Raw genomic sequence first — 22,328 nt, 5'->3', positions numbered from 1 at the left:
CATCGCGAATCTTAGATCGCGCCGCGGCTGCGCAGCAGATCCAGCACCGCCTTGACGCCCTCGTCGACCGACTGCGACTGGGTGTCGATCACCAGATCTGCATCCAGCGGCACGTCGTAAGGGAAGCCCTCGCCAGGGATGTTGTCACCACCGGCCGCGTACAGCCCCTGCGGATCACGTTCGGCGCAAATCTGCGGCGACGCCTGCACATAAACGGTCAGCGCACGCTCGCGACCGATCAGCACCTTGGCCTGCTCGCGACCTTCGGCATCCGGAGCGACAAAGGCGGCCAGGGCGATCATGCCGGCCTCGTTGAACTGACGCGCCACATGTGCCGCGCGGCGCCAATTCTCGGCACGCCCGGCGCGATCCTGCGGCAGGCCCTTGTTCAGGTCATGACGCAGGTTCTGGCCATCGAGCACATATACGGCACGGCCCATGTCGAACAGCTTGCGCTCCACGGCATAAGCCAGGGTGCTCTTGCCTGCACCGGACAGGCCCGTGAACAGCACGGTGGCCGGTTGCTGGCCGAAGCGCGAAGCACGCTCCTCGGTCGACACGTGCGCCAGACGGCCATGCTGACCGCCGCCATGGGCCACCGGGTCGGCGATGATCATGCCGGCACCGACGGTACCGTTGGTCAGGCGGTCGATGATGATGAAGGCACCCGTGGTGCGGTTGTATTCGTAACCATCCAGGGCGATCGGTGCATCCAGCGCCACCTTGACCCGGCCGATTTCGTTGAGTTTCAGTTCGCTGGCCGCGCCCTGCTCCAGGGTGTTCACGTCGACGCGATGAACAATGCTGGGAATAGAGCCCGGCACGTAGCTGGTGGCGCGCTTGATGTCGTACTTCTTGCCCGGCAGCATCGGCTCTTCGCCCATCCATACCAGCATGGCCTCGAAGCTGTCGGTGACCTGCGGACGGTTGTCGGCATGCACCAGCATGTCGCCGCGCGACACGTCGATCTCGTCTTCCAGGGTCAGGGTGATCGCCTGGCCCGGGCCGGCGTGCTCCAGCTCGCCCTCGAAGGTGACGATGGATTTGACCCGGCTGCTCTTGCCCGACGGCAAAGCCAGCACTTCGTCGCCCTTGCGCACGATGCCGCTGGCCAGGGTACCGGCGAAGCCACGGAAGTTCAGGTTCGGTCGGTTGACGTACTGCACCGGGAAGCGCAGGTCATCGAAGTTGCGGTCGCCAGCGACTTCGACAGTCTCGAGAATCTCCATCAGCGACTGCCCGGTGTACCAGGGCGAGCGCTCGGACTTGTTGACCACGTTGTCGCCCTTGAGCGCCGACATCGGCACGAACTCGAGGGTGGTCGGACGCAGGTTGATCTTCTCGGCGAAGGCCAGGTAGTCGGCCTTGATCTGCTCGAACACACCTTGATCGAAGTCCTTCAGATCCATCTTGTTGACGGCGACGACGATGTGCTTGATGCCCAACAGGGAGGCGATGAAGCTGTGGCGCTTGGTCTGGGTCTGCACGCCGTAGCGGGCATCGATCAGGATGATCGCCAAGTCGCAGGTCGAAGCGCCAGTGGCCATGTTGCGCGTGTACTGCTCATGGCCGGGGGTGTCGGCGATAATGAACTTGCGCTTGGCGGTGGAGAAATAGCGGTAGGCCACATCGATGGTGATGCCCTGCTCGCGCTCGGCCTGCAGGCCGTCGACCAGCAGTGCCAGGTCGATGTCATCGCCGGTGGTGCCGACTTTCTTCGAGTCCTTGGTGATGGCCTCCAGGTGATCTTCGTAGATCATCTTGGAGTCGTGCAGCAGACGGCCGATCAGCGTGCTCTTGCCGTCGTCGACGTTGCCGCAGGTAAGAAAGCGCAGCAGTTCCTTGCGCTCGTGCTGGGCCAGGTAAGCGAGAATGTCCTGGCCGATCAAATCGGATTGGTGACTCATGGTGCGCGATCCTCAGAAATAGCCCTGACGTTTCTTTTCTTCCATCGACCCGGCGGCATCGTGATCGATCACGCGGCCTTGGCGCTCGGAAGTACGGGTCAGGAGCATCTCCTGGATGATTTCAGGCAGGGTCAGCGCCGTGGACTCCACCGCGCCGGTCAGCGGGTAGCAGCCGAGGGTACGGAAACGCACCATCTTCTTGGTGATGCGCGCCTTCTCTTCATCGGACAGGTGCTCGAGGATGCGCTCGTCGTCGATCATGATCAGCGTGCCATTCTTCTCGATCACTTCGCGCTCGGCAGCGAAGTACAGCGGCACGATTGGAATCTGCTCCAGGTAGATGTATTGCCAGATGTCCAGCTCGGTCCAGTTCGACAGCGGGAAGACGCGGATCGACTCGCCCTTCTTGACCTTGCCGTTGTACACGTTCCACAGCTCCGGGCGCTGGTTCTTCGGGTCCCAGCGGTGCTTGCTGTCGCGGAAGGAATACACGCGCTCCTTGGCGCGCGACTTCTCTTCGTCGCGGCGCGCACCACCGAAGGCGGCGTCGAAGCCGTACTTGTCCAGTGCCTGCTTGAGGCCTTCGGTCTTCATCACGTCGGTGTGCTTGGCACTACCGTAGGTGAAGGGGTTCATGTCCTGCGCCACACCATCGGGGTTGATGTGGGTCAGCAGTTCCAGGCCATATTCACTGACCATCTTCTCGCGAAAGCGATACATCTCCTGGAACTTCCAGCGGGTATCGACGTGCAGCACCGGGAACGGCAACTTGCCAGGGAAGAATGCCTTGCGGGCCAGGTGCAGCATCACGGCTGAATCCTTGCCGATGGAATAGAGCATCACCGGGTTGTCGAATTCGGCGGCCACTTCACGAATGATGTGGATGCTTTCCGCCTCCAGCTGCTTCAGATGGGTCAATTTGTCGAGCATGGCTACTCACGGATTGCTGTTATGGGGCCGGCGGGCCGTGGACGAGCGCGCACTCTACCACAGCACCTGCTTATACTCAGGACGCCGGTTAGACCGAAACGATCTAGCATTATGCCTGCCCGTACGGGCGATTCAGATCGGGTTGGGGCAGTCGATGAACAGGTGTTCGAGGGCAAAACGCCGAGCCAGATAGTCCCCCAGCGCCTGTACGCCATAGCGTTCGGTGGCGTGATGGCCGGCGGCGATGAAGCTCACGCCATTCTCGCGAGCGCTGTGGAACGTCTGCTCGGAGGCTTCGCCGGTCAGGTAAAGATCGACACCGGCAGCAATCGCCTGATCGATATAGCCCTGCCCGCCCCCCGTGCACCAGCCGACGCGACGGATCAGCCCTTCGCCTTCGACCAGCAGCGGCTCACGCCCCAAGGTCTGCTGCACGTGCCGGGCGAAGTCGGCCGCGCTCATCGGCTCCCCCAGCGAGCCAACGAGGCCAACGGTGCGCGGATTCTCCGGTTCGAGCGGGCCCTCGACGACGATGCCCAACTGCCGTGCGAGCTGCACGTTGTTGCCCACCTCGGGGTGCACATCCAGCGGCAGGTGATAGGCCAGCAGGCTGATGTCGTTGGTCAGCAGCGCTTTCAGGCGACGCTGTTTCATGCCGGTGACACAGGGGTTCTCGCCCTTCCAGAAATAGCCGTGATGCACCAGCAGCACATCAGCCTCGGCCTCGATGGCCGCTTCGATCAGCGCCTGACTCGCGGTGACGCCGCTGACGATGCGGCTGACCTGCGGACGACCCTCGACCTGCAGGCCATTGGGGCAGTAATCATTGATACGCGACGCGTTAAGAAAAGCGTCAGCTTCTTCCACTAGCGTGGACAGGGCAATGGCCATGAAGATTCCTCACAAGCTGTTGCGGGCCGCTGCCTAATTGGCGAGCACCTCACTATAATGCGCCACCTTAAGGGCCGAATTTGGCCCCCGCAACCCTCAGGATTGTCTCGATGCCCCAGGCACTGCGTTTTCTCGGTTGGCCCCTGCTGGTCGGTGTGTTGCTCGCACTGCTGCTGATCCAGCGCTACCCGGAATGGGTCGGCTTGCCACGCCAGGAAGTGCAGCTGGTACAGGCACCGCTCTACAGCCGCCTGCAGGAAGGCCCGGTGTCCTACTCCGAGGCAGTCGATACCGCATCGCCAGCAGTGGCCAACCTGTACACCACCAAACTGGTGAGCAAACCGGCTCATCCGCTGTTCGAAGATCCGACCTTCCGCCGTTTCTTCGGCGACAACCTGCCACGCCAGCAGCGCATGGAGTCGAGCCTCGGCTCGGCCGTACTGCTGAGCCGTGAAGGCTATCTGCTGACCAACAATCACGTGGTCAGCGGCGCCGACCAGATCGTCGTCGCCCTCAAGGACGGCCGCGAAACCCTGGCACGAGTGATCGGCAGCGACCCGGAAACCGACCTGGCAGTATTGAAGATCGACCTGCCCAATCTCCCGGCGATCACCCTGGGGCGCTCCGACAGCATTCGCATCGGTGATGTGACCCTGGCCATCGGCAACCCTTTCGGCGTCGGCCAGACCGTGACCATGGGCATCATCAGCGCCACCGGGCGCAACCAGCTGGGTCTCAACACCTACGAAGACTTCATCCAGACCGATGCGGCGATCAACCCGGGCAACTCCGGCGGCGCGCTGGTCGATGCGCACGGCAACCTGGTGGGCATCAACACGGCGATCTTTTCCAAGTCCGGCGGCTCGCAGGGCATCGGCTTCGCCATCCCGGTGAAACTGGCCATGGAAGTGATGCAGGCGATCATCGAGCACGGCCAGGTGATTCGCGGCTACCTCGGTGTCGAGGTGCAACCGCTGACGCCAGAGCTGGCCGAGTCCTTCGGCCTCGATGGTCGCCCCGGCATCGTTGTCGCCGGTGTCTATCGCGACGGCCCGGCGCAGAAAGCCGGCCTGCAGCCTGGCGACCTGATTCTCAGCATCGATGGCGAGCCGGCCAGCGACGGTCGCCGCTCGATGAATCAGGTTGCGCGTACCAAACCGGGCGACAAGATCCGCATCGACGTGTTACGCAACGGCAAACCGCTGCAGCTGACCGCCGAGATCGGTATTCGCCCTCCCGTTAACGGCAACTGATCGGCGAGCAATTTCAAGTGGGAACTTTTCTCGATTGAGTTTATTGTAATGTTATTACATTAATCACAATCATCCGGAGACTTCCCCCTTGCGCGTCACTACCGCCTTGCTTGCCGGCAGCCTGTTAACACCCTGCGCTCTTGCCGCCGAATCTCCGGCCCAACTGGCTGACAGCATCATCAGTGCCCCCAGCGAACAAGCCGATGGGCCGGTGCAGGGCTACCGCGCCAAACGCTCATCCAGCGCCACCCGCACCGACACGCCGATCAGCGAAATTCCCCAGGCCATCAGCGTGGTCCCCGCCCAGGTGCTGGACGATCTCGGCAGTAGCCGTATCGACCGCGCCCTGGATTTCGCTGGCGGCGTCTCGCGGCAGAACAACTTCGGCGGCCTGACCTTCCTCAACTACAGCGTGCGCGGGTTCACCACCGGCGAGCTGTACCGCAATGGTTTTGCCATCAACCGCGGCAGCTACAGCTCGCCGGACGCAGCGGCCATCGAGCGCCTGGAAGTGCTCAAGGGGCCGGCGGCAGCCCTCTACGGCCGCGGCGATCCAGGCGGGCTGGTCAATATCGTCACCAAGCGCCCGCAACTGGAGCCCTTTACCCAGTTCAAGGCCAGCGCCGGACGCTGGGATCGCTACCGCAGCAGCCTCGACGTCAATACGCCGCTGAACGAGGATGGCACCCTGCTTTCGCGGGTCAACCTGGCAGTCGAAGACAACGGCAGCTTTCGCGATCACGTCGGCAACCAGCGGCAGATCGTCAACCCGACCGTCAGTTGGCAGCTGTCGCCCGACACCCTGCTGATAATCGACAGCGAGTTCTCGCGCACCGACTCGGTGTTCGACCGTGGCATTCCCGCGGTGGATGGAAAGATGGGCGCGGTCAAGCGCTCGACCTTTCTCGGCGAGCCCAACGACGGCAAGATCCGCAACGACAACCAACTGCTGCAGGTCAGCCTCGAGCACTACCTGAACGACGCCTGGAAACTGCGCCTGGCCAGCCATTACAGCCAGGGCACGCTGGATGGCAACAGCTCCGAGCCTTCGCGCCTGATTGGCGACCAGGTCACGCGCTTCTATCGTGAGCGCAGCTTCGAATGGAACGACAGCATCACCCAGGCCGAGCTGCATGGGCAGTTCGAGCTGGCCGGCTGGCAGCACCACACGCTGCTGGGCCTGGAGTACGAGAACTACCGCAACAGCCAGAAGTATCCGCAAAGCGTCACCGGGCTGGGCTATGGCCAGGACATCTATAACCCGATCTATGGTCAGCCCAAGCCCCCCATCGTCAATCCCAACGACTTCCACGAGCACACCGAAAGCTACGCCCTCAACCTGCAGGATCAGATCAGCTTCAATGACCGCTGGAGCGGCCTGCTCGGCGTGCGCCTGGAGCGTTTCGAGCAGACCGCACTGAACCGCAGTAGCCGCGTCAGCAACGAGCAAAGCAAGGATGTCGCCACCCCGCGCGCGGGCGTGCTCTATCAGCTGACGCCAGAGGTCGGCGTGTTCGCCAATGCCTCGATGTCGTTCAAACCCAATGCCATCGGCGCCCAGGGGCAGGTGTTCAAACCGGAGAAGGGCCTCGGCTACGAAACCGGCCTCAAGCTCGACCTGCTCGATAGCCGCCTCGGCGCCACTGTGGCTCTGTTCCATATCGACAAGGAAAACGTGCTGACCGCCGACCCGAACAATCCGGGCGACAGCATCGCCGCCGGCAAGGCGCGCAGCCAGGGCCTGGACCTGCAGGTCAGCGGCCAGCTCACCGATGCCCTACGGGTGATCGGCGCCTACGCCTACATCGACGCCGAGGTAACCAAGGACAACAGCATCCCCGAGGGCAGCGATCTACTCGGCATCGCCCGCAACAGCGCCAGTTTGATGAGCGTCTACCAGTTCCAGGGTGGCTCGCTGCAGGGCTCGGAACTCGGCGCCGCAGTCAACTACGTCGGCGACCGTTCCGGGCAGACCGGCAGCAACTTCGAGCTGCCGGCCTACACCACGGTCGATCTGCTGGCGCGCTGGCAAGCCACCAAGGACCTGAACCTGGGCCTGAACCTCAACAACCTGTTCAACCGCAAGTACTACGAGCGCTCGTTCAACAACGTCTGGGTAATGCCCGGCGACCCTCGCAATCTCAGCGTCAGCCTGACCCTCAACCTTTGAATCGGAGATTCATATGCGTATTCCTGCCTACCTGCTTCTCGCCGGCCTGTTCGCCAGCAGCAGCGCTCTCGCCCACGGCCTCTGGACCGAAGAGCGCCGCGGCAATATCGAAGTCGTCTACGGCCACGGCGCCGAGGACGACGCCTTCAAGGCGGAGAAGATCAGTGGCGCCTGGGCCTATGACGCGGCAGGTCGAATGATTCCGGTGACGGTCGAACGCCTGTCTGACCATGCCCGCCTGCAACCTTTGAAGAAACCCGCGGTGCTCGGCGTGGCCCTGGACAATGGCGCCTGGTCGAAGACCCCGGAAGGCCAATGGATCAACCAGGGCCGCAGCCAGGTGACGAACTCGACCCAGTCGCTGCACACCTACAAGTACAGCCTGGCGATCTACAACGAGGGCGCCAAGCTGCCCGACCTCGAGCCGCTGAAACTGGTCATCGTTCCGCAAGTCGATCCGCTCAAGGTCGGCCCCGGCAAGCCGCTGCCGGTGCGCGTACTGGTGGACGGCAAGCCGATGGCAGGCGTGGAGCTGGTCGGCGACTATCGCGGCGCACCGCATCAGGTCAGCGCGGTAACCGATGCCGAGGGCCGCGCCCAGGTAACGGTGCGCAACGAGGCACTGAACATCATCAGCGCCTCGGTCTACGTACCGGTGGAGAACGACCCGAATATCGAGAGCCGCGGCCTGTTCACCTCGCTGACCTTCCTTGGCCAGCCGCACCACGAGTAATCCCCCTCTGTGCCATGAAAAAAGCCGGTGACGCTGACGCGCCACCGGCTCTCTTCACAGTCGCCTGGATCAAAGGCCTTGCAGGGCGTCCAGCAGGGCCTGGTTCTGCTCCGGGGTACCGATGGTGATACGCAGGAACTGGGCGATGCGCTGTTGCTTGAAGTGACGCACGATCACCCCCTGCTCGCGCAGCCCGGCTGCCAGAGTCGCGGCATCCTTGTCCGGATGACGGGCGAAGACGAAGTTCGCCGCCGAAGGCAGCACCTCGAAGCCCAGCCCCTGTAGACCGGCGATAACTGCCTCACGACTGTCGATCACCTGCTGGCAGGTTTTCTCGAAATAAGCGCGATCCTCGAACGCCGCCGCAGCACCCGCGATGGCCATGCGATCGAGCGGATAGGAGTTGAAGCTGTTCTTGATCCGCTCCAGCGCCTCGATCAGGTCGGGATGACCGACCGCGATGCCTACGCGCAAGCCCGCCAGAGAGCGCGACTTGGACAGGGTCTGGGTGACCAGCAGGTTCGGATACTTGTCGACCAGGGCGATGGCCGTCTGGCCGCCGAAGTCGATATACGCCTCGTCTACCAGCACCACGCTGTCCGGGCTGTTCTGCAGCAGACGCTCGATGGCCTCGAGCGGCAGCAGGCAGCCGGTCGGCGCATTGGGGTTGGGGAAGATGATGCCGCCATTGGGCCGGGCATAGTCCTCGACGCGAATCTGGAACTGCTCGTCCAGCGCCACCTGCTGGTAATCGATGCCGTACAGGCCGCAATAGACCGGATAGAAGCTGTAGCTGATATCCGGGAACAGCAGCGGCGCCTCATGCTGGAACAGTCCATGGAAAGCGTGCGCCAACACCTCGTCGGAGCCATTGCCGACGAACACCTGGCTGGTCTTCACGCCATAGTAGTCAGCCACCGCCTGTTTCAGGCGGTCGCTGTTAGGGTCCGGGTACAAACGCAAGTTGTCGTTGACCTCGGCCTGCATGGCGGCGATGGCCTTGGGCGACGGGCCGTAGGGGTTCTCGTTGGTGTTGAGCTTGACCAGCTTGCTCAGCTTGGGCTGCTCACCCGGCACGTAAGGCACCAGGTCCTTGACGAAGGGGCTCCAGAATTTGCTCATCTGCCCTTCTCTCCTCGAAATGGTTCGATCTGCTTGATGTAGGAGCCGGCTTGCCGGCGATGCTTTCAGGCACGGCTCGCCAGCCGAGCTGGCTCCTACAGGTTCGGACTGGCCTATGGCTTGATGCGGTACTCGGCGCTGCGCGCATGCGCGGTCAGCGACTCGCCACGGGCCAGCACCGAGGCGCTCTTGCCCAGCTCCGACGCGCCATCCGGCGAGCAGAAGATGATCGACGAGCGCTTCTGGAAGTCGTACACCCCCAGCGGCGAAGAAAAACGCGCGGTACCGGAGGTCGGCAGCACGTGATTCGGGCCAGCCACGTAATCGCCCAGGGCTTCTGCGGTGTAACGGCCCATGAAGATCGCGCCGGCGTGGCGAATCTCGGGCAACCAGGCCTCCGGGTCGGCCACCGACAGCTCCAGGTGCTCCGGCGCGATGCGGTTGGCAACGATGATGGCCTGCGCCATGTCGGCCACCTGGATCAGCGCGCCACGGCCTTCCAGCGAGGTGCGGATGATCTCGGCACGCTCCATGGTCGGCAGCAACTTGGCGATGCTCTCGGCGACGCGGTCGAGGAAGGCGGCATCCGGGCTGACCAGAATCGACTGGGCGTCCTCGTCGTGCTCGGCCTGGGAGAACAGGTCCATGGCGATCCAGTCCGGATCGGTCTGGCCATCGCACACAACCAGAATTTCGGACGGGCCAGCGATCATATCAATGCCGACCTTGCCGAACACGTGGCGCTTGGCGGTGGCCACGTAGATGTTGCCGGGGCCGACGATCTTGTCCACTGGCGGCACGCTCTCGGTGCCATAGGCCAGGGCAGCGACTGCCTGGGCGCCACCAATGGTGAACACGCGGTCGACCCCGGCGATGGCGGCAGCGGCCAGCACCAGTTCGTTGATCTCGCCACGCGGGGTCGGCACCACCATCACCACTTCGGGCACACCGGCGACCTTGGCCGGGATAGCGTTCATCAAGACCGACGATGGATAAGAGGCCTTACCACCCGGCACGTAGAGGCCGGCACGATCCAGCGGAGTGACCTTCTGCCCCAGCACGGTGCCGTCGGCTTCGGTGTAGCGCCAGGAATCCTGCTTCTGCTTCTCGTGGTAGCTGCGCACGCGCTCGGCAGCGACTTCGAGAGCCTGACGCTGCTCGGCGCTGATACGGGTCAGGGCCAGTTCCAGACGCTCGCGCGGCAGGATCAGGTCAGCCATGCTGGCGACCTCCAGGCCATCGAAGCGCTGGGTGTACTCGACCAGGGCGGCATCGCCACGCTCGCGCACGGCCTGGATGATTTCCAGCACGCGCTGGTTGACGCCATCGTCGGACACACTCTCCCAGCTCAGCAGATGATCCAGGTGTCGGGCGAAGTCCTGGTCAGCGGCGTTGAGTCGGCGAACAGCAATGGGAGCGGTCATGGCAAAGCCTCGTGTAAGGGTAAATCTCAGGCGCCGCAAGCGGACGGTTGAAAACTACCTGCGTTGCCGGTGCGTCGTTAAAAACAGGCTCGTGCGCGAGTCCGATCAGAATGCTCATTTACAGCTCGTAAACTCCGCTTCCTCGCCTGTTTTTGCCTAGCACCGACTGCCTCGGCTACGTTTTTCAACGGTCCGCTAGAGTAGCAAGCCCACCGTGCGGGCACCTGAGAATTTGGCTATGACACGGATAGGCTGCCGCGACCAGACGTCGCGGTGAGGAATCAGCCTTGGTGTCGCGCCTCGATGGCGCCACGCAGGGTATCGATCAAGGACTGGATGCGCGCATGCTGCATCTTCATCGAGGCCTTGTTGACGATCAGGCGCGAGCTGATGGTGGCGATCAGCTCCTGCGGTTCCAGGCCGTTGGCACGCAGGGTGTTGCCGGTGTCGACCACATCGATGATCTTGTCAGCCAGGCCCACCAGCGGCGCCAGTTCCATCGAGCCGTACAGCTTGATGATGTCGACCTGACGGCCCTGCTCGGCATAGTAGCGCTTGGCGACGTTGACGAACTTGGTGGCCACGCGCAGGCGCCCTTTCGGCTCCGGCGCACCGACCTTGCCAGCCGTCATCAGCTTGCACTTGGCAATCTGCAGATCCAGCGGCTCGTAGATGCCCTGGCCGCCGTACTCCATCAGTACGTCCTTGCCCGCTACACCGAGGTCGGCCGCGCCATGCTCGACATAGGTCGGCACGTCGGTGGCACGCACGATCAGCAGGCGCACGTCATCCTGAGTGGTCGGGATGATCAGCTTGCGGCTCTTGTCCGGGTTCTCGGTCGGCTCGATGCCCGCCGCCGCCAGCAACGGCAGGGTGTCATCGAGAATGCGGCCTTTGGACAGGGCGATGGTCAGCATGAAACGGTTTCCTTGAACGGAAGCGGCCGCTCCGACAGGGAGCGGCCCTACGACAACGGCGGCTTAGCCCGGTACGCGGCGGATCTTGGCGCCGAGCAGTTGCAGCTTCTCTTCGATGCACTCGTACCCACGGTCGATGTGGTAGATGCGGTCGATCAGCGTATCGCCCTCGGCCACCAGCGCGGCCAGCACCAGGCTCGCCGATGCACGCAGGTCGGTGGCCATCACTGGCGCGCCCTTGAGCTTGTCGACACCGGTAACCACGGCCGTGTTGCCTTCGACCAGGATGCTGGCGCCCATGCGCAGCATCTCGTAGACGTGCATGAAGCGGTTTTCGAACACGGTTTCGATGATGGTGCCGGTGCCTTCGGCTACCGCGTTCAGGGCGATGAACTGCGCCTGCATGTCAGTGGGGAACGCCGGGTATGGAGCGGTGCGCAGGTTGACCGCCTTGGGGCGCTTGCCCTTCATGTCCAGCTCGATCCAGTCCGGACCGGTGGTGATTTCAGCACCCGCTTCCTGCAGCTTGGCCAGCACGGCCTCCAAAGTCGAAGGATCGGCGTCCTTGACCTTGACCCGACCACCGGTAACGGCAGCCGCCACCAGGTAGGTGCCGGTCTCGATACGGTCGGGCATGACGTTGAAGCGCGCGCCATGCAGGCGCTCGACGCCGTCGATGATGATGGTGTCGGTACCGGCGCCCTGGATCTTCGCGCCCATGGCGATCAGGCAGTTGGCCAGGTCGACCACCTCAGGCTCACGCGCGGCGTTTTCCAGCACGCTGCGGCCCTTGGCCAGGGTCGCGGCCATCATGATGTTCTCGGTGCCGGTCACGCTGACCACATCGAAGAAGAAGTGCGCGCCACGCAGGCCACCTTCCGGCGCCTTGGCCTTGATGTAGCCGCCTTCGACATCGATGATCGCGCCCATGGCCTCGAGGCCACGGATGTGCAGATCGACCGGACGCGAACCAATGGCGCAGCCGCCCGGCAGCGCCACTTCGGCCTCACCGAAACGCGCGACCATGGGGCCGAGCACCAAAATCGAGGCGCGCATGGTTTTCACCAGCTCGTAAGGCGCGACCAGGGTCTTGATGGCGCGGGCGTCAACTTCCACCGACAGCTTCTCGTCGATCACCGGCTCGATGCCCATGCGACCGAACAGCTCGATCATGGTGGTGATGTCGTGCAGGTGCGGCAGGTTGCAGATGGTGACAGGCTCATCGCCCAGCAGGGTCGCTGCGAGAATCGGCAGAGCAGAGTTCTTCGCACCGGAAATGCGGATTTCGCCATCGAGGCGAGCGCCGCCGGTAATGATCAGTTTATCCATAGGAATCTCGTCGCCCGCAGGCTCAGGAACGCGCGGCCCAATCGGCCTGGCTGAAGAATTTCATGGTCACGGCGTGGATGCTGCCATCAGCGATCCAGGCATTGAGGTGGGCATAGATCTGCTGCTGACGCTTGACCGGGCTGAGGGCGGCCAGGTCGTCGCTGATCAGGTTGAGCTGGAAGTTGCAGCCTTCGCCTTCGACTTCCACCTGGGTATTCGGGAGTTTTTCCTCTAGGAGGCTTTTTACTTCTGCAGCCTGCATGCTCGACCTCGACTGACGCATTCGGGCTACCAGCGCCCGCGGGTCGGCCATCATACAAAAAAGCCTCCCGCCTGCGAACCCCGCATGCAGCGCTGCTGACGGAACGAAGGCTGGGTGCAGCGCCGCTATTCCAGCGGCAGCAACTCCAGCAGCCCGCTGACCTGGGCGATCTGCCGCATGTCCTCGGGCAGGCCGGTGATCACCAGCTCGCGCCCGGCCTTGCGCGCATCGCGGACGAATGCCAGCAGCAGGGCCAGACCGACACTGCTGGACTTCTCAACCGCGCCGCAGTCGAGCGACAGACGCGCCGCACTGCTGGCGGCGATCCGGCGCGCGCCCTGCTCGCGCAACAGCGGGCCGGTGCTGTAGTCGAGCACGCCGGAAAGCTGTAGCTGCCCCGGCGCGCTTTCGCTGATGCTCGCCTGACTCACGACTCGCCCCGTGCCTGACGTGCCCTGGCCACGGTGTCGGCCCAGGTGTCGATGACCTTGTCCAGGTCGTTGCGGTTGTTCTGCATCGACTGGGCGAACTGATCACGGAACAGCTTGCCGACGTTGATGCCGTTGATGATCACGTTGCGCAGCTTCCAGGTCCCGTCCATCGCCACCATGGTGTAGGACAGCGGATAGACCGCGCCCTTGGCATCACGGATCTCCATGCCCACCGAGGTGCGTTCGGCATCCTGCTTGCCGGCCGGCAGCACGCGGATGTCCTGGTTGTCGTACTCGAGCAGGGCGTTGCCGTAGAACTGCATCAGGCTGCGCTTGAAGTTCTCCTGAAAGCGGCTCATCTGCTCCGGCGAAGCCTGGCGCGAATAACGCACGGTCATCACCCCACGGGAGATGCCGTCGACATCCACCACCGGGCCGAGAATCTGGTTGAGCGAATCGTAGAAGGCAGCGGGATTGCTGCGGTACTGCTCCTTGTTGGCCTTGAGATCGGCCAGCAGGGTGTCGGTGGTCTGCTGCACCACCTCGTGGGCGCTCGGCGCAGCCAGGGCCAGCAGCGGCATGGCGGCCAGCAGCGCGAACAGGGAATTACGCAAGGTCTTCAGCATCTGGGGAGCCCTCATCAATTGGCTTCATCTTTATTGACCGAATTGAGCAGGAATTTGCCAATCAGGTCTTCCAGCACCAGCGAGGACTGCGTGTCGTGGATGGTGCTGCCGTCCTTGAGCACCTCCTCGTCACCACCAACGCTGATACCGATGTATTTCTCGCCGAGCAGCCCCGCGGTCAGGATCGACGCAGTGGAATCCTCAGGCAGGTTATTGACGCCGCCATCGAGCTCCAGGGTCACCCGGCCCATGTAACTGTCACGATCCAGATCGATCGCAGTGACCTTGCCGATGCTCACGCCGGCCATGGTGACCTTGGCGCGCACGGTCAGCCCGGCGATGTTGTCGAAGTAGGCGTAGACCTTGTAGGTATCGCCAGCGCTACCGACGCTCAGGCCGCTGACGCGCAGGGCCAGCAGCAGCAGGGCCAGCACACCAGCCATGAGGAACAGGCCGACACCAATCTCCAGCGTGCGGTTTTGCATCAGAAATCTCCAAACATCAAAGCGGTCAGAATGAAATCCAGGCCAAGTACGGCCAGCGAGGCGTACACCACGGTGCGCGTGGTCGCACGGCTGATGCCTTCGGAAGTGGGTTCACAGTCGTAGCCCTGGAACACGGCGATCCAGGTCACCACGAAGGCGAAGACGATGCTCTTGATCACGCCATTGAGCACGTCGTCATAAAAGGAAACACTGTTCTGCATGTTGGCCCAGAACGAGCCCTCGTAGACGCCCAGCCAATCCACGGCGACCATCGCCGCCCCCCAGATACCGACCACGCAGAAGATCATCGCCAGCAGCGGCATGGAGATGAAGCCGGCCCACAGCCGCGGTGCGACGATGTACTTGAGCGGGTCGACGCCGATCATCTCCAGACTGGAGAGCTGCTCGGTGGACTTCATGTTGCCGATTTCGGCGGTCAACGCGGAACCGGCGCGACCGGCGAACAGCAGCGCGGTGACCACCGGGCCCAGTTCACGCAGCAGGGTCAGGGCGACCATCTGCCCCACAGCCTGCTCCGAGCCATAGCTGACCAGAATGTTGTAGCCCTGCAGGGCCAACACCATACCGATGAAAATGCCGGACACGACGATGATCGCCAGCGACATCACGCCAATCGCGAACAGTTGCTTGATCAACAGTTGAAAAGGCTTGCCAGCGCGGCTGCGCCCGAACAGAGCGTTGACCAGAAACAGGACAGAGCGCCCCAGGGTCGCGACCACATCGATACCCGCACGACCGAACAGGCGCAGCCGTTCGAGCGGTGAAATTCTGCGCATCAACCTCTCCCCAACAGATCTTCGCGGTAGTCCGGCGCTGGAAAATGAAACGGCACCGGACCATCCGGGATGCCCTTCATGAACTGGCGAATGCGCGGGTTATCCGACTCCATCAACTCGGCCGGTGTGCCCTGCCCCAGCACCTGTGCATCACCGACGACATAGATGTAGTCGGCGATACTGGCGGTTTCTGCAAGATCGTGAGAAACCACCACACTGGTGATCCCCAGCGCATCGTTGAGCAGGCGGATCAGGCGCACCAGGACGCCCATGGCGATGGGGTCCTGACCGACGAAAGGCTCGTCATACAGCAGAATCTGCGGATCGAGTGCAATGGCTCGGGCCAGCGCGACACGGCGCTTCATGCCCCCAGACAACTCGTCCGGCATCAGCTCCAGCGCTCCGCGCAGGCCAACGGCCTGCAACTTCATCAGGACGATGTCGCGGATCATTTCTTCCGGCAGTTGGGTATGCACACGCAGTGGAAAGGCCACGTTCTCGAACACATCGAGGTCGGTGAACAGTGCACCGCTCTGAAACAGCACGCCCATCTGCTTGCGCATGTCGAACAGCTCGTCGCGCGACAGCTTCGGCAGGCTGACGCCCGCTACACGAACATCACCGGCCGAAGGACGCAGCTCGGCCGCGATCAGACGCAGCAGCGTGGTCTTGCCGCAGCCGGACGGCCCCATGATGCCGGTCACCTTGCCGCGCGGTATGCGGATATCGACCTTGTCGAAAATCGACCGCGCGCCGCGCTGAAAGCTCACGCCCTGCAACTCGATCGCGTACTCGTGCTCGGCGCTCATCTGAACTCCTTGAAAATCAGGCCTTCCTGGCAGACGCCGCCTCCAGAAGCGAGGACACGCGCCAGCCAGAGGGGGCCAAAATGGCCGCGAACTATAGCATTTGCCGAACATCTCGCCCAATAGCACCACGGCGCAGCGTTCAGACTCGCGACAGCTTCGGCACTTCCCTGCATACGGCAAAGGTGAGCACGACAAGCTTTTCCCGTTATAATCCTCGTCTTTTTCCGCCCGACAGCCTTGCCTAGCATGAACCAGACCCGCGACCTGATTGATTCCGCACAGCGCACCATCCGCCTCGAACTTGAAGCGGTACAGGAGCTATTGCCCCGCATCGATGCCGATTTCATCAAGGCCTGCGAGCTGATTCTCAGCTGCAAGGGACGCGTGGTTGTGGTCGGCATGGGCAAGTCCGGACATATCGGCAACAAGATCGCTGCGACCCTGGCCAGCACCGGCACCACCTCTTTCTTCGTCCACCCGGCAGAAGCCAGCCATGGCGACATGGGCATGATCACCAAGGACGACATCGTCCTGGCGCTGTCGAACTCGGGCTCGACCGCCGAGATCGTCACCCTGCTGCCACTGATCAAACGCCTCGGCATCCGCCTGATCAGCATGACCGGCAACCCGGACTCTCCATTGGCCAAGGCCGCCGAGGTCAATCTCGATGCTCGCGTCACCCAGGAAGCCTGCCCACTGAACCTGGCGCCGACCTCCTCGACCACCGCCAGCCTGGTACTGGGCGACGCACTGGCCATCGCCCTGCTGGAAGCGCGCGGCTTCACCGCCGAAGACTTCGCCTTCTCCCATCCGGGCGGCGCCCTTGGCCGGCGCCTGCTGCTCAAGGTAGAGAACGTCATGCACGCAGGCGATGCCCTGCCACGTGTACGCCGCGGCACCAGCCTGCGCGACGCCCTGCTGGAAATGACCCAGAAAGGCCTGGGCATGACCGTGGTGCTGGAAGAAGACGGCCGCCTCGCCGGCATCTTCACCGACGGCGACCTGCGCCGCACCCTGGACAAGGGTATCGACGTGCGCCAGGCATTGATCGACGAAGTCATGACCCCGCACGGCAAGACCGCCCGCGCCGAGATGCTCGCGGCCGAGGCCCTGAAGATCATGGAAGACCACAAGATCAATGCGCTGGTGGTAGTCGACGACCTGGACAACCCGGTCGGCGCCCTCAACATGCATGACCTGCTGCGCGCTGGAGTGATGTGATGAACGACCTGCTGCAACGCGCCCGCGCCATCAAACTGGCGATCTTCGACGTCGACGGCGTGCTGACCGACGGCCGCCTGTACTTCCTCGAAGACGGCAGTGAGTTCAAGACCTTCAACACGCTCGACGGCCACGGCATCAAGATGCTGATCAACTCGGGCGTGCGCACCGCCATCATCAGCGGGCGCAAGACCCCGGTGGTGGAGCGCCGCGCCAACAACCTGGGCATCCAGCACCTGTTCCAGGGCCGCGAGGACAAACTCGTGGTACTCGACGGCCTGCTCGCCGAACTCGGCCTAAGCTATGAACAGGTTGCTTATCTTGGCGACGACTTGCCGGACCTTCCGGTCATTCGCCGTGTCGGATTGGGCATGGCCGTGGCCAGCGCCGACAGCTTCGTCCGCCAGCACGCCCATGGCGTAACCCAGGCACGCGGCGGCGACGGTGCGGCACGGGAATTCTGCGAACTGATCATGCGTGCCCAGGGCACACTGGATGCGGCCCAGGCCGCCTACCTGTAGAGAACAGCATGCCGCGTAAAATCCTCAACACCCTGATCTTTGCTCTGATTGCAGTCGTCGTGGCCGCACTCGGTTACTGGAACCTTGCCCCGGACAGCACACGCCAAGCCCAGCGGGCCAGCGACGACAACGTCGTTGACTTCTATGCAGTGGGCGCGCGCACCGTGCAGTTCCAGGATGACGGCAAACTGCACTACCGCATGACCGCGGACAAGCTCGAGCACATCAAAAGCACCGACATCACCCTGATCGACGCCCCCAAGCTGGAGCTCTATCGCGGCACCGAGCTGCCCTGGGAAGTCACCAGCCAGCGTGCCGAAGTCTCGCCTGGCGGCGTCGAGGTAGAACTGATCGACGACGTGCGCATCGCCCGCACCGACGCCAAGAACCGCCCCACCGTTATCACCAGCAGCCGCATGACGGTTATTCCTGACAAGGAATATGCGCAGACCGAGCAAGCCGTTAGAATCGTCGCGGCCAATGGGGTGACCACGGCACAAGGAATGAAAGCGTACTTGAATGACGGCAGGATGCTCCTGCAGTCCAACGTAAGAGGCCAGCATGAGGTTCGTTAATACCCTCCCCCTGATTCTCAGCCTCGGCGCCGTATTGGGAAGCGCGGCTGCCTGGGCACTGCCATCGGATCGTGATCAACCGATCCGCATCCAGGCCGACAGCGCCGAACTGGATGACCGACAAGGTGTAGCCGTCTACCGCGGCGACGTGATCATCACTCAGGGCACCCTGAAGATCACGGGTGACACCGTCACCATCACCCAGACCGCCAGCGGCGATATCGACGTCTTCACCTCGGTGGGCAACCTGGCTTATTACGAGCAGAAGCCTGCCGTGGACAAGGACATCGTCAAGGCCTACGGCAAGACCATCCAGTACTTCGCCAGCAATGAGCGCATCGTACTGATCGACCAGGCCAAGGTGATTCAGGAAGGCAATACCTTCGAAGGCGAGAAGATCGTCTATGACACCCGCCGCCAGATCGTCAACGCCGGCCGCGCAACAGGCGGCAACGTCAGCACGCCGCGCCCGCGTATCGACATGGTCATCCAACCGAAGAACAAACCCGCGGATCAGCAGCAGTAATGGCCATTCTCAAAGCCCAACACCTGGCGAAAAGCTACAAGAGCCGCCAGGTCGTGCGTGACGTCAGCCTGAGCATCGAAAGCGGTCAGATCGTCGGTCTGCTCGGCCCCAACGGCGCAGGCAAGACCACCTGCTTCTACATGATCGTCGGCCTGGTACGCGCCGACCAGGGCCGCGTGCTGATCGACGACCTCGACGTCAGTCACCAGCCCATGCACGGTCGCGCGCGCGCCGGCATCGGCTACCTGCCGCAGGAAGCCTCGATCTTCCGCAAGCTGTCGGTGACCGACAACATCATGGCCATCCTCGAAACGCGCAAGGACCTGGACCGCGCCGGGCGCCAGGCGGAACTGGAAAGCCTGCTGCAGGAATTCCATATCCACCATATCGCCGACAGCCTCGGCATGAGCCTGTCCGGCGGTGAGCGACGCCGCGTGGAGATTGCTCGCGCTCTGGCCACCAACCCCAAGTTCATCCTGCTCGACGAACCCTTTGCCGGGGTCGACCCGATCTCCGTGGGCGACATCAAGCAGATCATCCATCACCTCAAGACCAAGGGCATCGGCATCCTGATCACCGATCACAACGTGCGCGAAACCCTGGACATCTGCGAGACCGCCTACATCGTCAACGATGGACAGCTGATCGCCGAAGGTGACGCCGAGACCATCCTCGCCAACCAGACGGTGAAAGAGGTTTACCTGGGCCACGAATTCCGCCTGTAGCAGGCTGCGTGAAAACTACTGCACTCGGTGATGCTGCGTTAAAAACAGGCTAAAAATGCTCATTTACAGTCGTAAACTGCGCTTTCTCGCCTGTTTTTGCGGGGCCGCCATCGGTATTGCCTCACCTTCGCTCGCTACGCTTTCACACAACCTGTAGGTCGCTCACTATTTCGCTACATAAATATTGCAACCCCTAGGCAAAAACGAGAAATTCAGGCATATAATTTGCTTCCTGGCGGCGCTTCGGCGCCCTGATGTGGAAGGCGTAACTCGCCAGTAAATTAAGGTCTGCAATGAAACCATCGCTAGTCCTCAAGATGGGCCAGCAGCTGACGATGACCCCGCAGCTGCAACAGGCTATCCGCCTCCTCCAACTGTCTACCCTGGACCTGCAACAGGAAATCCAGGAGGCACTGGAATCCAATCCCATGCTCGAGCGCCAGGAAGACGGCGACGACTTCGACAACAGCGATCCGATGGCTGATGGCGCCGAAAGCGCCACCCCAGCCCCAAGCAAGGAAGACAGCTACCAGGAAACCACCCCCACGGTGGACAACCTGGAAGAAGGCGAGTGGGGCGAGCGCATTCCCAACGAGTTGCCAGTCGACACGGCCTGGGAAGACATCTACCAGACCAGCGCCAGCAGCCTGCCCAGCAACGATGATGACGAGTGGGATTTCACCACTCGCACTTCCAGCGGCGAGAGCCTGCACAGCCACCTGCTCTGGCAACTGAACCTGGCGCCCATGTCGGACAAGGATCGCCTGATCGCAGCGACTCTGATCGACTGCATCAACAACGACGGCTACCTCGAAGAAACGCTCGAGGAAGTGACCGAATCCTTCGACCCCGAGCTGGATGTCGAACTGGACGAAGTGGAGGTGGTGCTGCACCGCATCCAGCAGTTCGAACCGGCCGGTATCGGCGCCCGCGACCTGCGCGAGTGCCTGCTGCTGCAACTGCGTCAGTTGCCTGCCAACACCCCCTGGCTGAACGAAACCCAGCGCGTGGTTGGCGACTACCTGGAACTGCTCGGCAGCCGCGATTACGCCCAGCTGATGCGCCGCACCAAGCTCAAGGAAGACGAACTGCGCCAGGTCATCGACCTGATCCAGCGCCTGAATCCGCGTCCGGGTTCGCAGATCGAGTCCAGCGAACCGGAATACGTCGTGCCCGACGTTATCGTGCGCAAGCACAACGAACGCTGGCTGGTGGAGCTGAACCAGGAAGCCATGCCGCGCCTGAGGGTCAACCCGCAGTATGCCGGCTTCGTCAAACGCGCCGATTCCAGCGCCGATAACACCTTCATGCGCAACCAGTTGCAGGAGGCCCGCTGGTTCATCAAGAGCCTGCAGAGCCGCAACGAAACGCTGATGAAGGTGGCCACGCAGATCGTCGAGCACCAGCGTGGCTTCCTCGACTACGGCGACGAGGCGATGAAGCCTCTGGTGCTGCACGACATCGCCGAAGCCGTGGGTATGCACGAGTCGACGATTTCACGCGTTACCACGCAGAAATTCATGCACACCCCGCGTGGCATTTACGAACTGAAATATTTCTTCTCCAGCCACGTCAGCACCTCCGAAGGCGGCGAATGCTCGTCCACCGCTATCCGCGCGATCATCAAAAAACTGGTTGCAGCAGAAAACGCGAAAAAGCCGTTGAGCGACAGCAAGATCGCTGGTTTACTGGAGGCACAAGGCATCCAAGTCGCCCGTCGGACGGTCGCCAAGTATCGCGAGTCCCTCGGCATAGCGCCCTCGAGTGAGCGCAAGCGACTGATGTAGGCCAGATTGACTGAAGGCCTCAGGCCTTCAGGCCAAAGTGTTCCGGCGGTGGGTCGAACCAGACCCGCCTCTTACACAAGCCAGTGAGGAGAAAGCGGTATGCAAGTCAACATCAGTGGACATCAGCTGGATGTGACCGACGCCCTGCGTGACTATATCGGCGAGAAACTGGGCCGACTGGAACGCCACTTCGACAAGATCACCAACGTACAGGTGACCATGGAGGTCGAGAAACTCAAACAGAAGATCGAAGCCACCCTGCACATCGCCGGCGGCGAAGTCGTCGCCAACGCCGAACACCAGGATATGTACGCTGCCATCGACCTGTTGGCCGATAAACTCGACCGTCAACTCATCAAGCACAAGGAAAAGCAGCTCGAACGCCTGCAAGGCGCCACGGCCCGCTAACATTCCCTATCCATGATCCGACTTGAAAATATCCTGACCCCCGGCCGTTCCCTGGTGAACGTGCCGGGCGGCAGCAAGAAACGCGTGCTAGAACAGATCGCCAACCTGGTTGCGCGTGATCTACCCGACCTGGATGCCCAGGACATATTCGAAAGCCTCATCGCCCGCGAGAAGCTCGGCTCTACCGGCTTCGGCAACGGCATTGCCATTCCCCACTGCCGCCTGGCTGGCTGCAGTGCCCCGATCAGTGCAGTCCTGCATCTGGAGACGGCAGTCGACTTCGACGCCATCGACGGCGTGCCGGTCGATCTGCTGTTCGTGCTGCTGGTGCCGGAGGCGGCCACCGATGCCCACCTCGACCTGCTGCGCCAGATCGCCAGCATGCTTGATCGCCAGGATGTACGTGAACGTCTGCGCCAGGCCAAGAGCGGCGAAGATCTCTATCAGGTCGTCGTGGACATTCAGAACGGTCAATAAAC

Annotated in this window: 24 protein-coding genes; 11 read left to right on the top strand and 13 right to left on the bottom strand. The window is 62.4% G+C overall.

Features of this window, described 5'->3' with window-relative positions; all coding sequences use genetic code 11:
• Positions 1–11 precede the first annotated feature (11 nt).
• The 3 genes from cysN to BLT86_RS24075 all read right to left on the bottom strand — a co-directional run bounded on the left by cysN (position 12) and on the right by BLT86_RS24075 (position 3,728).
• Positions 12–1,907, bottom strand: a complete 1,896-nt coding sequence (cysN, locus tag BLT86_RS24085; RefSeq protein WP_092380065.1) for a sulfate adenylyltransferase subunit CysN — start codon at positions 1,905–1,907, stop codon at positions 12–14.
• A 12-nt stretch (positions 1,908–1,919) separates the two neighbouring features.
• Positions 1,920–2,837: a sulfate adenylyltransferase subunit CysD gene (cysD, locus tag BLT86_RS24080; protein WP_017678939.1), complete on the bottom strand. Its 918-nt coding sequence runs from the start codon at positions 2,835–2,837 to the stop codon at positions 1,920–1,922.
• A 132-nt stretch (positions 2,838–2,969) separates the two neighbouring features.
• Positions 2,970–3,728: a Nif3-like dinuclear metal center hexameric protein gene (locus BLT86_RS24075; RefSeq protein ID WP_092380063.1), complete on the bottom strand. Its 759-nt coding sequence runs from the start codon at positions 3,726–3,728 to the stop codon at positions 2,970–2,972.
• A gap of 110 nt (positions 3,729–3,838) precedes the next feature.
• On the opposite strand from BLT86_RS24075, the gene algW reads away from it, so the two are divergent.
• From algW to BLT86_RS24060, 3 genes are all read left to right on the top strand, one after another.
• The gene (gene algW, locus BLT86_RS24070) at positions 3,839–4,981 is read left to right on the top strand and encodes a Do family serine endopeptidase AlgW (RefSeq protein WP_092380061.1); all 1,143 of its coding nucleotides are present in this window, start codon (positions 3,839–3,841) and stop codon (positions 4,979–4,981) included.
• An 88-nt stretch (positions 4,982–5,069) separates the two neighbouring features.
• Positions 5,070–7,151: a TonB-dependent siderophore receptor gene (locus BLT86_RS24065; protein WP_092380059.1), complete on the top strand. Its 2,082-nt coding sequence runs from the start codon at positions 5,070–5,072 to the stop codon at positions 7,149–7,151.
• Between the two features lie 13 nt (positions 7,152–7,164).
• Positions 7,165–7,884 carry a DUF4198 domain-containing protein gene (locus tag BLT86_RS24060; protein WP_092380056.1) on the top strand — a complete coding sequence of 240 codons (720 nt, stop codon included), beginning with the start codon at positions 7,165–7,167 and terminating at the stop codon, positions 7,882–7,884.
• Between the two features lie 69 nt (positions 7,885–7,953).
• Here BLT86_RS24060 and hisC read toward each other — a convergent pair whose 3' ends face one another.
• The 10 genes from hisC to BLT86_RS24010 form a co-directional block, all read right to left on the bottom strand.
• On the bottom strand, positions 7,954–9,006 hold the full coding sequence (gene hisC, locus BLT86_RS24055; RefSeq protein WP_092380054.1) for a histidinol-phosphate transaminase: 1,053 nt from the start codon (positions 9,004–9,006) through the stop codon (positions 7,954–7,956).
• Positions 9,007–9,119: 113 nt separating this feature from the next.
• Positions 9,120–10,430: a histidinol dehydrogenase gene (hisD, locus tag BLT86_RS24050; protein WP_017678933.1), complete on the bottom strand. Its 1,311-nt coding sequence runs from the start codon at positions 10,428–10,430 to the stop codon at positions 9,120–9,122.
• A gap of 281 nt (positions 10,431–10,711) precedes the next feature.
• Positions 10,712–11,347 carry an ATP phosphoribosyltransferase gene (hisG, locus tag BLT86_RS24045; protein WP_017678932.1) on the bottom strand — a complete coding sequence of 212 codons (636 nt, stop codon included), beginning with the start codon at positions 11,345–11,347 and terminating at the stop codon, positions 10,712–10,714.
• Between the two features lie 63 nt (positions 11,348–11,410).
• Positions 11,411–12,676, bottom strand: coding sequence for a UDP-N-acetylglucosamine 1-carboxyvinyltransferase (gene murA / locus BLT86_RS24040; RefSeq protein WP_017678931.1), 1,266 nt, complete (start codon positions 12,674–12,676; stop codon positions 11,411–11,413).
• 22 nt (positions 12,677–12,698) lie between these two features.
• Positions 12,699–12,938: a BolA family protein gene (locus BLT86_RS24035; RefSeq protein ID WP_017678930.1), complete on the bottom strand. Its 240-nt coding sequence runs from the start codon at positions 12,936–12,938 to the stop codon at positions 12,699–12,701.
• Between the two features lie 125 nt (positions 12,939–13,063).
• On the bottom strand, positions 13,064–13,369 hold the full coding sequence (locus tag BLT86_RS24030) for an STAS domain-containing protein (protein ID WP_011921008.1): 306 nt from the start codon (positions 13,367–13,369) through the stop codon (positions 13,064–13,066).
• On the bottom strand, positions 13,366–13,995 hold the full coding sequence (locus tag BLT86_RS24025) for an MlaC/ttg2D family ABC transporter substrate-binding protein (protein WP_003242907.1): 630 nt from the start codon (positions 13,993–13,995) through the stop codon (positions 13,366–13,368). The genes BLT86_RS24030 and BLT86_RS24025 overlap by 4 nt, the downstream gene beginning before the upstream one ends.
• 14 nt (positions 13,996–14,009) lie before the next feature.
• The gene (gene mlaD / locus BLT86_RS24020) at positions 14,010–14,480 is read right to left on the bottom strand and encodes an outer membrane lipid asymmetry maintenance protein MlaD (RefSeq protein WP_017678927.1); all 471 of its coding nucleotides are present in this window, start codon (positions 14,478–14,480) and stop codon (positions 14,010–14,012) included.
• Positions 14,480–15,277 carry a lipid asymmetry maintenance ABC transporter permease subunit MlaE gene (gene mlaE, locus BLT86_RS24015; RefSeq protein WP_074855441.1) on the bottom strand — a complete coding sequence of 266 codons (798 nt, stop codon included), beginning with the start codon at positions 15,275–15,277 and terminating at the stop codon, positions 14,480–14,482. Before mlaE ends, mlaD begins: the two co-directional genes overlap by 1 nt.
• Positions 15,277–16,086: an ATP-binding cassette domain-containing protein gene (locus BLT86_RS24010; RefSeq protein WP_021488074.1), complete on the bottom strand. Its 810-nt coding sequence runs from the start codon at positions 16,084–16,086 to the stop codon at positions 15,277–15,279. Before BLT86_RS24010 ends, mlaE begins: the two co-directional genes overlap by 1 nt.
• Before the next feature lie 246 nt (positions 16,087–16,332).
• Between BLT86_RS24010 and BLT86_RS24005 the strand changes: the two genes are divergently transcribed.
• The 8 genes from BLT86_RS24005 to ptsN all read left to right on the top strand — a co-directional run bounded on the left by BLT86_RS24005 (position 16,333) and on the right by ptsN (position 22,326).
• The gene (locus BLT86_RS24005; protein ID WP_092380052.1) at positions 16,333–17,307 is read left to right on the top strand and encodes a KpsF/GutQ family sugar-phosphate isomerase; all 975 of its coding nucleotides are present in this window, start codon (positions 16,333–16,335) and stop codon (positions 17,305–17,307) included.
• A complete protein-coding gene (locus BLT86_RS24000; RefSeq protein WP_021488072.1) occupies positions 17,307–17,828 on the top strand; it encodes a KdsC family phosphatase in 522 nt (173 codons plus the stop codon). The genes BLT86_RS24005 and BLT86_RS24000 overlap by 1 nt, the downstream gene beginning before the upstream one ends.
• A gap of 8 nt (positions 17,829–17,836) precedes the next feature.
• Positions 17,837–18,403, top strand: a complete 567-nt coding sequence (gene lptC / locus BLT86_RS23995; RefSeq protein WP_075745592.1) for an LPS export ABC transporter periplasmic protein LptC — start codon at positions 17,837–17,839, stop codon at positions 18,401–18,403.
• Positions 18,390–18,929 carry a lipopolysaccharide transport periplasmic protein LptA gene (gene lptA / locus BLT86_RS23990; RefSeq protein ID WP_092380050.1) on the top strand — a complete coding sequence of 180 codons (540 nt, stop codon included), beginning with the start codon at positions 18,390–18,392 and terminating at the stop codon, positions 18,927–18,929. The genes lptC and lptA overlap by 14 nt, the downstream gene beginning before the upstream one ends.
• Positions 18,929–19,654, top strand: coding sequence for an LPS export ABC transporter ATP-binding protein (lptB, locus tag BLT86_RS23985; RefSeq protein ID WP_003459236.1), 726 nt, complete (start codon positions 18,929–18,931; stop codon positions 19,652–19,654). Before lptA ends, lptB begins: the two co-directional genes overlap by 1 nt.
• A gap of 293 nt (positions 19,655–19,947) precedes the next feature.
• Positions 19,948–21,441 carry an RNA polymerase factor sigma-54 gene (locus tag BLT86_RS23980; RefSeq protein ID WP_092380048.1) on the top strand — a complete coding sequence of 498 codons (1,494 nt, stop codon included), beginning with the start codon at positions 19,948–19,950 and terminating at the stop codon, positions 21,439–21,441.
• Between the two features lie 99 nt (positions 21,442–21,540).
• Positions 21,541–21,849: a ribosome hibernation-promoting factor, HPF/YfiA family gene (gene hpf, locus BLT86_RS23975; RefSeq protein ID WP_003459233.1), complete on the top strand. Its 309-nt coding sequence runs from the start codon at positions 21,541–21,543 to the stop codon at positions 21,847–21,849.
• Between the two features lie 12 nt (positions 21,850–21,861).
• Positions 21,862–22,326: a PTS IIA-like nitrogen regulatory protein PtsN gene (gene ptsN, locus BLT86_RS23970; RefSeq protein WP_003459232.1), complete on the top strand. Its 465-nt coding sequence runs from the start codon at positions 21,862–21,864 to the stop codon at positions 22,324–22,326.
• Positions 22,327–22,328: the final 2 nt, after the last annotated feature.

The sequence above is a fragment of the Pseudomonas sihuiensis genome (assembly GCF_900106015.1).
GTDB classification, from domain to species: domain Bacteria; phylum Pseudomonadota; class Gammaproteobacteria; order Pseudomonadales; family Pseudomonadaceae; genus Aquipseudomonas; species Aquipseudomonas sihuiensis.
This window is presented reverse-complemented; position numbering and strand designations above follow the sequence as displayed.